The sequence below is a fragment of the Ideonella azotifigens genome (assembly GCF_006519715.1).
Lineage (GTDB): Bacteria > Pseudomonadota > Gammaproteobacteria > Burkholderiales > Burkholderiaceae_C > Ideonella > Ideonella azotifigens.
This window is the reverse complement of record NZ_VIDT01000161.1, coordinates 1-9,532: the sequence shown is the minus strand read 5'-3', so window position 1 is coordinate 9,532 and position 9,532 is coordinate 1. Positions and strand designations below refer to the sequence as shown.

The 9,532-nt window shown below is 67.0% G+C and carries 11 protein-coding genes; 3 read left to right on the top strand and 8 right to left on the bottom strand.

Features of this window, described 5'->3' with window-relative positions:
• The 3 genes from FKP22_RS12200 to yjgA form a co-directional block, all read right to left on the bottom strand.
• Window positions 1-726, bottom strand: a 726-nt coding sequence (locus tag FKP22_RS12200; RefSeq protein WP_170200864.1) for a FecR family protein, incomplete at its 3' end; no start/stop codon positions are given.
• 12 nt (window positions 727-738) lie between these two features.
• Window positions 739-1,356, bottom strand: coding sequence for a molybdopterin adenylyltransferase (mog, locus tag FKP22_RS12195; protein ID WP_141287762.1), 618 nt, complete (start codon window positions 1,354-1,356; stop codon window positions 739-741).
• A complete protein-coding gene (yjgA, locus tag FKP22_RS12190) occupies window positions 1,346-1,978 on the bottom strand; it encodes a ribosome biogenesis factor YjgA (RefSeq protein WP_141287761.1) in 633 nt (210 codons plus the stop codon). The genes mog and yjgA overlap by 11 nt, the downstream gene beginning before the upstream one ends.
• A gap of 162 nt (window positions 1,979-2,140) precedes the next feature.
• On the opposite strand from yjgA, the gene pmbA reads away from it, so the two are divergent.
• Both pmbA and FKP22_RS12180 read left to right on the top strand, forming a co-directional pair.
• Window positions 2,141-3,523, top strand: coding sequence for a metalloprotease PmbA (gene pmbA, locus FKP22_RS12185; RefSeq protein ID WP_141287760.1), 1,383 nt, complete (start codon window positions 2,141-2,143; stop codon window positions 3,521-3,523).
• Window positions 3,524-3,666: 143 nt separating this feature from the next.
• Complete coding sequence (locus FKP22_RS12180) at window positions 3,667-4,749, top strand: TRAP transporter substrate-binding protein (RefSeq protein WP_141287764.1); 1,083 nt, start codon at window positions 3,667-3,669, stop codon at window positions 4,747-4,749.
• 69 nt (window positions 4,750-4,818) lie between these two features.
• Here the strand turns inward: FKP22_RS12180 and FKP22_RS12175 are convergent, their stop codons facing one another.
• The 5 genes from FKP22_RS12175 to lysA all read right to left on the bottom strand — a co-directional run bounded on the left by FKP22_RS12175 (window position 4,819) and on the right by lysA (window position 9,237).
• Window positions 4,819-6,357: a TRAP transporter large permease gene (locus tag FKP22_RS12175; protein ID WP_141287763.1), complete on the bottom strand. Its 1,539-nt coding sequence runs from the start codon at window positions 6,355-6,357 to the stop codon at window positions 4,819-4,821.
• On the bottom strand, window positions 6,357-6,896 hold the full coding sequence (locus tag FKP22_RS12170) for a TRAP transporter small permease subunit (protein WP_141287759.1): 540 nt from the start codon (window positions 6,894-6,896) through the stop codon (window positions 6,357-6,359). Before FKP22_RS12170 ends, FKP22_RS12175 begins: the two co-directional genes overlap by 1 nt.
• 197 nt (window positions 6,897-7,093) lie before the next feature.
• Window positions 7,094-7,441: a protein tyrosine phosphatase family protein gene (locus FKP22_RS12165; RefSeq protein WP_141287758.1), complete on the bottom strand. Its 348-nt coding sequence runs from the start codon at window positions 7,439-7,441 to the stop codon at window positions 7,094-7,096.
• A 19-nt stretch (window positions 7,442-7,460) separates the two neighbouring features.
• Window positions 7,461-7,907 (bottom strand): GatB/YqeY domain-containing protein, encoded by a 447-nt coding sequence (locus FKP22_RS12160; RefSeq protein WP_141287757.1) that lies wholly within the window; start codon window positions 7,905-7,907, stop codon window positions 7,461-7,463.
• Between the two features lie 67 nt (window positions 7,908-7,974).
• Window positions 7,975-9,237, bottom strand: coding sequence for a diaminopimelate decarboxylase (gene lysA / locus FKP22_RS12155; RefSeq protein ID WP_141287756.1), 1,263 nt, complete (start codon window positions 9,235-9,237; stop codon window positions 7,975-7,977).
• Between the two features lie 69 nt (window positions 9,238-9,306).
• On the opposite strand from lysA, the gene FKP22_RS12150 reads away from it, so the two are divergent.
• Window positions 9,307-9,532, top strand: a 226-nt coding sequence (locus FKP22_RS12150; protein ID WP_141287755.1) for a LysR family transcriptional regulator, incomplete at its 3' end; no start/stop codon positions are given.

The window sequence follows — 9,532 nt, the reverse complement described above, 5'->3', positions numbered from 1 at the left end:
TTCACCGCGCTGGCCGGCTTCATTGGCTGCGTCGGCCTGCACCTTGCCCTCCAGGACCTCGGTGCGGGCGGCGAGCACCGGGTCGTAGTGCACCCGGTATTCGGTGCCGCGCACGCCAATGACGGCGGTGGGCGTCTCGACTTCCAGCGGCTTGGCGCGCAGCACCTTGCTGGCCAGCATTTCCACCGTGCCCTTCACCAGCCGCATGCTGGTGGCGAACAGGCCTTCGCCCTCGGGCGTGGCCTTGGTGCCGGCCTTGACCATGTAGCGCCGGTGTTCGGCCAACTGGGCCTGGCTGGCGGGCGCCAGCTTCATGCGCGAGCCGTCGCCCAGCTGGACCACGGCCGAACTGCCCTCGGCGGTGCTGAGCACGGCACCTGCCGGCAGGGCGTCACCAGCCTTCACCGGCTGACCGGCCGCGCGCACGTCGCCGTCCGCGCTCACGATGCGGGCGGGCGGATCGGTGCGGCGCAGCAGGCGCAGCGGCACGGCCAGCCGCTGGTTCGGGTAGATGCGGTTCGGGTCCGGCAGCTGGTTCAGCTTCGCAACCTCGGTCCAGGCCTCGCGCGAGACCAGCACGGTGCGCGTCAGGCCAATCAAGGTGTCGCTGGGCACCACGGTGTAGACGGTGCTGGGCTCGTCGGCGGCCTGCGCTGCACCTGCTGCTGCGATCAGGGCGAACAACCAGGTTCGGGGCGCGGCGGGCAGCAGGGCACGTGGCTTCATGCAGGTGGTGGTTCAGGAAGTAGCAGGTGCCGAGCCGGGCTGTGGCCGTTGGGCGGACTTGGGCCGGAATGCCTTGCACAGCGCCGGGTCGCATGCGAGGTACGGCCCGCCGATGAGGTCGATGCAATACGGCACCGCGGCAAAGATGCCAGGCACCGGCGGCTGCGCATCGGGCAGGCCTTGCAAGGTCTCGGCGATGGACTTTGGCTGGCCGGGCAGGTTGAACACCAGCGCCTTGCCGCGGATCACGCCGACCTGGCGCGACAGGATGGCGGTTGGCACGAAGCGCAGGCTGATGGCCCGCATCTGCTCGCCAAAGCCCGGCAAGACCTTGTCAGCCACGGCCAGCGTGGCTTCGGGTGTCACGTCGCGTGGCGCAGGGCCGGTGCCGCCGGTGGTCAGCACCAGGTCGCAGTGGGCCTGGTCCACTAGCTCGCGCAGGCAGGCGCTGATGCCTTCCTGCTCGTCCGGAATCAGCCGGGTTTCCCATGCGATGGGGTTGCGCAGCGCGCGGCTGAGCCAGTCCTGCAGCGCGGATAGGCCCTTGTCCTCGTAGACGCCGGCCGAGGCGCGGTCGCTGATCGACACCAGGCCGATGCGCACCGGCTCGAACTGGGCCTCACTCGTCATCGCCGGCGGCCTCGTCGTCCGCGAGCTCGGCCGCCTGGGCGGCGGCCAGGCCGTTCTTGATCAGCTGGAACAGCTCGCGGTAGGGGCGGCCGTGGCGCTGGTCCGGCGTGGTGTTCAGCAAGTCCTTGCGGGCCGAGCGCAGCAGGTTGCGCAGATGCTGGGCATCGGTTTGCGGGTGGGCGTTCATCCAGCGGGTCACGGCGTCGTCGCCGGCCAGCAGTTCCTCGCGCCAGCGTTCGGCATGGTGCAGCGCCAGCGTCTCCTTGGCGCTGCCCAGCTTGGAGGCGGCGATCGCTTCGCGGATCGGCTCGGGGTCGACTTGGCGCATCAGCTTGCCGACGTACTGCAGCTGGCGGCGGCGGCCTTCGAACGAGCGCGTCTTGCGGTAGGTGTCCAGCGCGTCAGTCAGGGACTCGGGCAACTCCAGCGCCTCCAGGCGTGCGCCCGACAGTTCGCTGAGTTGCAGGCCCAGCTGTTGCAGCACATGGCTCTGCCGCTTCATCTCCGATTTGCTGGGCCGATCATCTTCCTCCTCGGCCTGCGCTTCGTTCGGCAGTTCGGAGTCGAGGTCGGGATCGGGGTTCGGAGCCAGGGAAGGGGGCGAGGGAGGCGCGCGACGCATGAAGGAGAGGGCCTGGGAAAAGGCCGTTGTCGAGGCGGGGCGCCTCGGGGCTGCAGATCGCTATGATTGTCCCGCAATTCAGCCCACGCGCCCCTCTTGCCGCCAGCCGCGACTGCAAGGGGCGCCGTGGCATTTCCTCATAACAAGCACGAGCCGCCTCCGATGACCTCCTCTTCGTCGCCCACCACGTCCCAGGGCTTTGCCTATTCCCGCGAGCAGTTCCAGCAGATCGTCGACGATGTGCTGGGCATGGCCAAGGCGCTGGGCGCCAGCGACGCAGGCGCCGAGGTGTCCGAAGGCAGCGGCCTGAGCGTCTCGGTGCGCATGGGCGAGGTCGAGAACGTCGAGCGCAACCGCGACAAATCGGTCGGCGTGTCGGTCTACCTGGGCCAGCGCCGCGGCAATGCCAGCACCTCCGACTTCTCGCACACCGCGCTGCAGCAGACGGTGCAGGCCGCCTACGACATTGCCCGCTTCACCGCCGAAGATCCTGCGGCCGGCCTGCCGGATGCCGAAGACCTGGCGACGGCCGAAGAGGTGGCCCGCGAACTGGACCTGTTCCACCCCTGGGCGCTGGACGCTGACACTGCCGCCGCTCTGGCGCGCCGCACGGAGGACGCGGCCCTGAAGCTGGACAAGCGCATCACCAACTCCGAAGGCGGTGCGGTCTCGGCCCAGCAGTCGCACTTCTGGGCCGGCAACAGCCGCGGCTTCCGTGGTGGGTATGCCAGCTCGCGGCATTCGCTGTCGGTCTCGCCGATTGCCGGCAAGGGCGCCCACATGCAGCGCGACTACTGGTACAGCTCGATGCGCAACGCGCTGGACCTGGCCGCGCCGGAGGCGGTGGGCCGCTACGCCGCGGAGCGTGCGCTGTCGCGCCTGAAGTCGCGCAAGATCGCCACCTGCGAGGTGCCGGTGCTGTTCGAGTCCACCGTGGCCGCCGGGCTGCTGGGCGCTTTTGTGCAGGGCACCAGCGGCGGCGCGCTGTACCGCAAGGCCAGCTTCCTGCAGGACAGCCTGGGCAAGGCCGTCTGGGCCGACCACATCGACGTGCTGGAAGACCCGTTCGAGCGCGGTGCCAAGGGCAGTGCGCCGTTTGACGATGAGGGCGTGCGCACCAGGGCGCGCCAGGTGGTGCAGGGCGGCGTGGTGCAGGGCTATTTCCTGTCCAGCTATTCGGCTCGCAAGCTGGACATGAAGACTACCGGCCATGCCGGTGGCTCGCAGAACCTGCGTCTCACCAGCCGGCTGACCCAGCCCGGCGACCACCTCGAAGAGATGCTGCGCAAGCTGCACCGCGGCCTGTTCGTCACAGAGCTGATGGGCCAGGGCGTGAACTACGTGACCGGCGACTACTCGCGCGGCGCGGCCGGGTATTGGGTCGAGAACGGCCAGATCGCCTTCCCGGTGCACGAGATCACCATTGCCGGCCAGCTGCAGCACATGCTGCGCAGCATCGTCGCGGTCGGCACCGACACCTACAACCTCGGCGCGAAAACGGTAGGTTCTGTCCTGCTCGACAAGATGAAGATCGCCGGCAGCTGAGAGATGGTGCACCCGGCTTCGCGAGTGCGCAAAGCTGGGGTGTTGCCGTCCGTCACACAGGGGCTTCCACCGGGGAAGCCTGCAGGGGACGACTCCTAGAATTCCTGGCACTCAAGCAGCAATTCTCAGGAGACAACTCGATGATCGAACGACGTTCGTTTGTGCGTGGCGCGGGGCTGGCTGGCGTGCTGGCGGCCGGCAGCGCGCCGGCCATCGTGCACGCGCAGGCCACCCTGCGCTGGCGCGTGGCTTCCAGCTTCCCGAAGTCGCTGGACACGATTTTTGGCGCCGGCGAAGTCTTCGCCAAGAAGGTCGGCGAGATGACTGGCGGCAAGTTCCAGATCACCGTGCACGCTGCGGGTGAACTGATGCCGCCGCTGGGTGTCGTGGACGGCGTGCAGAACGGCACCGTCGAGGCCTGCCACACGGTGCCTTATTACTTCTTCGGCAAGGACCCGACCTTTGCCATCGGCGCGGCCATTCCGTTTGGCCTTAACAGCCGGCAGATGAGCGCGTGGATGTTCGAGGGCAACGGCCTGAAGCTGATGCGCGAGTTCTACGACGGCTACAACATCGTCAACTTCCCCTGCGGCAACACCGGTGCGCAGATGGGCGGCTGGTTCCGCAAGGAGATCAAGTCGCTGGACGACATGAAGGGCCTGAAGTTCCGCATTGGCGGCTTCGCCGGCAAGATCGTCGAACGCCTGGGCGCGGTGCCGCAGAACCTGCCGGGCAGCGAGATCTACCAGGCACTGGAAAAAGGCACGATCGACGCGGCCGAATGGGTCGGCCCCTACGACGACCAGAAGCTGGGCTTCTACAAGGTTGCGCCTTACTACCTCTACCCCGGCTGGTGGGAGGGCGGCCCGCAGGTCGACCTGTTCATCAACAAGAAGGCCTACGAGAGCCTGTCGGCCGAGTACAAGGCCATCGTCGAAGCGGCCAGCGCCTACGCGCATGTGGACATGCAGGCCAAGTACGACGCTCGCAACCCGCCGGCACTCAAGCAGCTGGTGGCGTCGAACACCAAGCTGATCGCCTTCCCCAAGGCCATCATGGACGCTGCGTTCAAGACCTCAATGGAGGTCTATGCCGAGTTGAACAGCAGCAACCCGGCCTGGAAGAAGATCTACAGCGACTACGACGCCTTCCGTCGCGACCAGAACCTGTGGTTCCGCTTCACCGAAGCCCGTTTCGACAGCTTCATGCAGGCGCAGAAGCTCTGAGCAACAGCGTCTCGGCAATGAGCAAAGGGCGACCTTCGGGCCGCCCTTTTTGCGTCGGTGTTGCCCCGCTCAGGGCTTGGCTGCCGGCGTCTTGAAAACGTCCATCGGGTCGGGTTCGGACGCCGCTTCCGACGCGCCTTCGGGCACCGGGAAATCGGGCATGGAGGCCGCTTCATCGGACGGCGCCGCGCCCATGTTCTGCAGCGTCTCGGTCGCCTTGTTCAGGTCCAGCACCTGCGGCTTGTCCAGGAAGATCGTGACCGACTGCGGCACGAAGATCACGATGGCCACCAGGATCAGCTGCATCAGCACCCAGGGCACGGCGCCGAGGTAGATGTCCTTGGATTCGACCTTGCGCGGAATGGCGCCGTTCTTGAACAGCGAGTCGGCAATGCCACGCAGGTAGAACAGCGCAAAGCCGAACGGCGGGTGCATGAAGCTGGTCTGCATGTTCACGCACAGCATCACGCCGAACCAGACCAGGTCGATGCCCATCTTCTCGGCCACCGGCCCGAGCAGCGGCAGGATGATGAAGGCGATCTCGAAGAAGTCGAGGAAAAACGCCAGGAAGAAGATGAAGATGTTGACGACGATCAGGAAGCCGATCTGGCCGCCCGGCAGGCCAGACAGCATGTGCTCGATCCAGCGCCCGCCGTCCACGCCCTGGAAGACCAGCGAGAAGACGCGCGAGCCGATCAGGATGTAGACCACCATCGCGGTGATGCGTGCGGTGCTGTACATCGCGTCGCGCACCAGCGGCCAGGTCAGCCGCCCGTACATGCCGGCCAGGATGAAGGCGCCGACCGCGCCCATCGCGCCGGCTTCGGTGGGTGTGGCGACGGCCGTGTCCAGCCCCGGCAGGCCGCCCATGCTGCCCAGCACGGCGAAGATCAGGATGGCCGACGGGATGATGCCGCGCAGGCACTTGGCCCACAGCGCCCAGCCCAGCAGCGTGCGGCTTTCCTTGGGCACTCCGGGCACATGTTCCGGCCTCACGCGGCTCAGCACGAAGGTGTAGAGCGCGAAGATCAGCACCTGCAGGATGGACGGGCCCCAGGCGCCCTTGTACATGTCGCCCACCGAGCGCCCGAGCTGGTCGGCCAGCACCACCAGCACGAGAGACGGCGGCACGATCTGCGTGATGGTGCCCGAGGCCGCCAGCACGCCGGTGGCGTAGCGCATGTTGTAGCCGTAGCGCATCATCACCGGCAGCGAGATCATCGCCATCGCAATCACCTGGCCGGCCACGGTGCCGGTGATGGCGCCGAGGATGAAGCCGACGATGATCACCGAATAGCCCAGGCCGCCGCGGATCGGGCCGAACAGCTGGCCCATCGAATCCAGCATGTCCTCGGCCAGGCCGCACTTCTCCAGCAGCGTGCCCATCATCGTGAAAAACGGGATGGCCAGCAGCAGGTCGTTGGACAGGATGCCGAAGACGTTCTGCGGCAGCGCGGCCATGAACTCGGCCGGGAACCAGCCCATGAAGACTGCGAAGATGCCGCAGCCCAGGCCCAGCGCGGCCAGCGAAAACGCGACCGGGAAGCCCAGCAGCATCACGAGGATCAGGCCGGCGAACATCACCGGCGCGAAGTTCTCCATCGCGATCATTGCAGTGGCCTGTCGTAGTGGATGTCCATCTGGTAGATGTTCATCAGCCAGCCCACGCGCTTGATGATTTCACCCAGGCCTTGCAGCAGCATCAGGCCAAAGCCCAGTGGCAGCATCAGCATGGCCGGCCAGCGCACCAGGCCGCCGGCATTGCTGGAGACCTCGCCCGAGAGGAACCAGCGCCAGAACAGCGGCGTGGCGAACCACAGCATCGCCAGCATCACCGGCACCAGGAAAAAGACCAGCCCGAACAGGTCCACCCAGACCTTGCCGCGGCCGCTGAGCCGGGCGTAGAAGATGTCGACCCGCACATGTTCGTTGTGCTGCAGCACGTTGGCCGCACCCAGCATCACGCAGGCGGCGAACAGGTACCACTGGATCTCCAGCCAGCCATTGGAGCTGTAGCCGAAGGCATAGCGCACGACGGCGTTGCCGGCGCTGATGAAGCACGACAGGATGACGGCCCAGCCGGCGAGGCGGGCGAAGCGGGTGTTCAGCCAGTCAATGCCGTGGGCAAGGGCGAGCAGGGCTTTCATGCGGGCCTCCGGCGCGGAGGCAAGGCGGAGCAGGCAAACGACATGGCCGCTTTCGGTGAGCAAATGGAAAGGCGCACGGGAAAACGTGCGCCATCTGCTTCACTGTATCGGCTGATGCGGGCCTTCCGCCCTGGGCACAGGCGTGCTCAGGGAAAGCCACTATGAGGCCGTCACCAGTGGCGCCGGCCTCTGAATGCTCAGGCTGCGCCGCTGGATTGGAACAGCTTGGTCGAGCGTGCGCCGGAGCGGCAGAAGGCCAGCAGCGGGCGCGGCAGTTCGGCCATCAGCGCGCCAAATGCGGCGATTTCTTCGGGCGACTGGTAGACGCCACTGACGGGCAGGTGGCGATAGCTCAGGCCGGCGGCTTGCGCAGCCGCTTCGACCTGCGCGCTGGTCGGCTGCTCGGGGCCGCCTTCGCCGTCGGGGCGGTTGTTGATGACGCTGCGAAAGCCCAGCCGGGCCAGTTCGGCCATCGCCGCGGGTTCGAGTTGCGGGGCGACGTAGACGTCGGCGGTCAGCGCGCGGATCGGCAGTTGGGTGTTCATGTCGTTGTTCTCCGAATGTTCAAGGATTCAGGGCTTTCTTGACAGCGGCCGAGACCAGGCCCATGTCGGCCTTGCCTGCGAGCTGGGTCTTCACCGCGCCCATGACCTTGCCCATGTCGCCCGGGCCCTTGGCGCCCAGCGAGGCGACCAGCGCGGCCACTTCGGCGTCAATCTGCTCGGCCGACAGGCGCTCGGGCAGGTAGGCCGACAGCACCTTCAGCTCCGCGGCTTCCTTGTCGGCCAGGTCCTGGCGGCCGCCTTGCTCGAAGGCGGTGATGGAGTCCTTGCGCTGCTTGATCATCTTGTCGATCAGGCCGATCACCATCGCGTCGTCCAGCGTCACGCGCTCGTCGACTTCCTTCTGCTTGCAGGCCGCCAGCAGCAGGCGGATGGTGGCCAGGCGCTCGCTGTCCTTGGCGCGCATCGCCGTCTTCATGTCTTCGGTGATCTGGTCCTTGAGGCTCATGGCTCGTCCTTGTGGCGTTCTTGTCGGGTGCCTCGTGATGCGAAGCAGCCCAACATTGTCCTCCGGTTCAAACCGATTCCAGCGCCAAGAGCTCTTCCACCGTCTGGCGGCGGCGGATCAGCCGTGCCTCGCCGCCGTCGACCAGCACTTCGGCGATCAGCGGCCGGCTGTTGTAGTTGGAGGACATCGACGCGCCATAGGCGCCTGTGTCGTGCAGCACCAGCAGGTCGCCCACGCGCGCCTGCGGCAGCTCGCGCTGCAGCACCACGCCGCCTTCGCCCTGCGTGAACACGTCACCTGACTCGCACAGCGGCCCTGCGACCACGCTGGCTTGCAGCGGCCGCGCAGAGAGGTCTTCTGCCGCATCGGCCGGGATCAGGCTCATCTCATGGTGGCTGCCGTACATGGCCGGGCGCATCAGGTCGGAGAAGCCAGCGTCCACCAGCACGAAATCGTTGCCGCCCATGCGCTTGGTGGCACGTACCTCGGCCAGCAGCACGCCGGATTCGGCCACCAGGTAGCGGCCCGGTTCCAGCTCCAGCTTGACCGGCTGGCCCAGGTGGCTGGCGATCTCGCGGCGGGCGGCGTCCCAGAGGCTGAAGTAGTGCGCGGTGTCGATGCGCGGCTCGCCATCCCGGTAGGGAATGGACAGCCCGCCGCCGGCCGAGATGGCTTCGAGCTTCACGCCGGTCTGCTTGACCAGCGCAACCATGGCCGCGCAAACCTGCTGCAGGTGGGAGTAGTCCACGCCCGAGCCGATGTGCATGTGCAGGCCGACCAGGTGCAGCTTGTGCAGGCCGATGCGGGCCAGCGCAGCGGGCAGGTCGCTGTGCCAGATGCCGTGCTTGCTGTGCTCGCCGCCGGTGTTGGTCTTGTTGCTGTGGCCGTGGCCGAAGCCGGGGTTGATGCGCAGCCAGACCGCGTGGCCGGGTGAGCGCGCGCCGAGCTGGTCCAGCATGTCGATCGAGCCGGCGTTGACGGGGATCTTGTGGCGGATCACGGTGTCCAGCGTCGCCGCGTCGAACAAGTCGGCGGTGAAGACGATGCCCGACGCGCCTTGGGCATTCGGCTCGGCGCTGTAGCCCGCGGCCAGTGCGCGCTCGATCTCGCCACGCGAGACTGCGTCCACCACCACGCCTTGTGCGCGCATCAGCCGCAGCAAATGGGTGTTGGAGTTGGCCTTTTGCGCGAAGCGCACGGTGTTGAAGGCCTGCAGGTCGGCAATGCGCTCGCGGATGGTGGCTGCGTCATAGACCCACAGCGGCGTGCCGTGTTCACGGGCCAGCGCGCGCAGCTGGGCGGCGGAAAAGGGTGAGCGGGACGGGTTCATCGCGGCATCATGCCGTTGGCAATCCATATTGCAAAATGCTCAGATGTCGGCCATTCATTCATTCTGGATATGAAACTCACGCACCGCCAGGTCGAGGTGTTCCGCGCGGTGATGACCACCGGCCATGTCACGCGCGCGGCCGAACTGCTGCACAGCTCGCAGCCCACGGTCAGCCGCGAGCTGGCGCGGCTGGAGCAGGTGCTGGGACTGGCGCTGTTCGAGCGCGTGAAAGGGCGGCTGCGGCCCACGGTGCGGGCGCTGGCGCTGCTGGAAGAGGTGGAGCAGTCCTATGTGG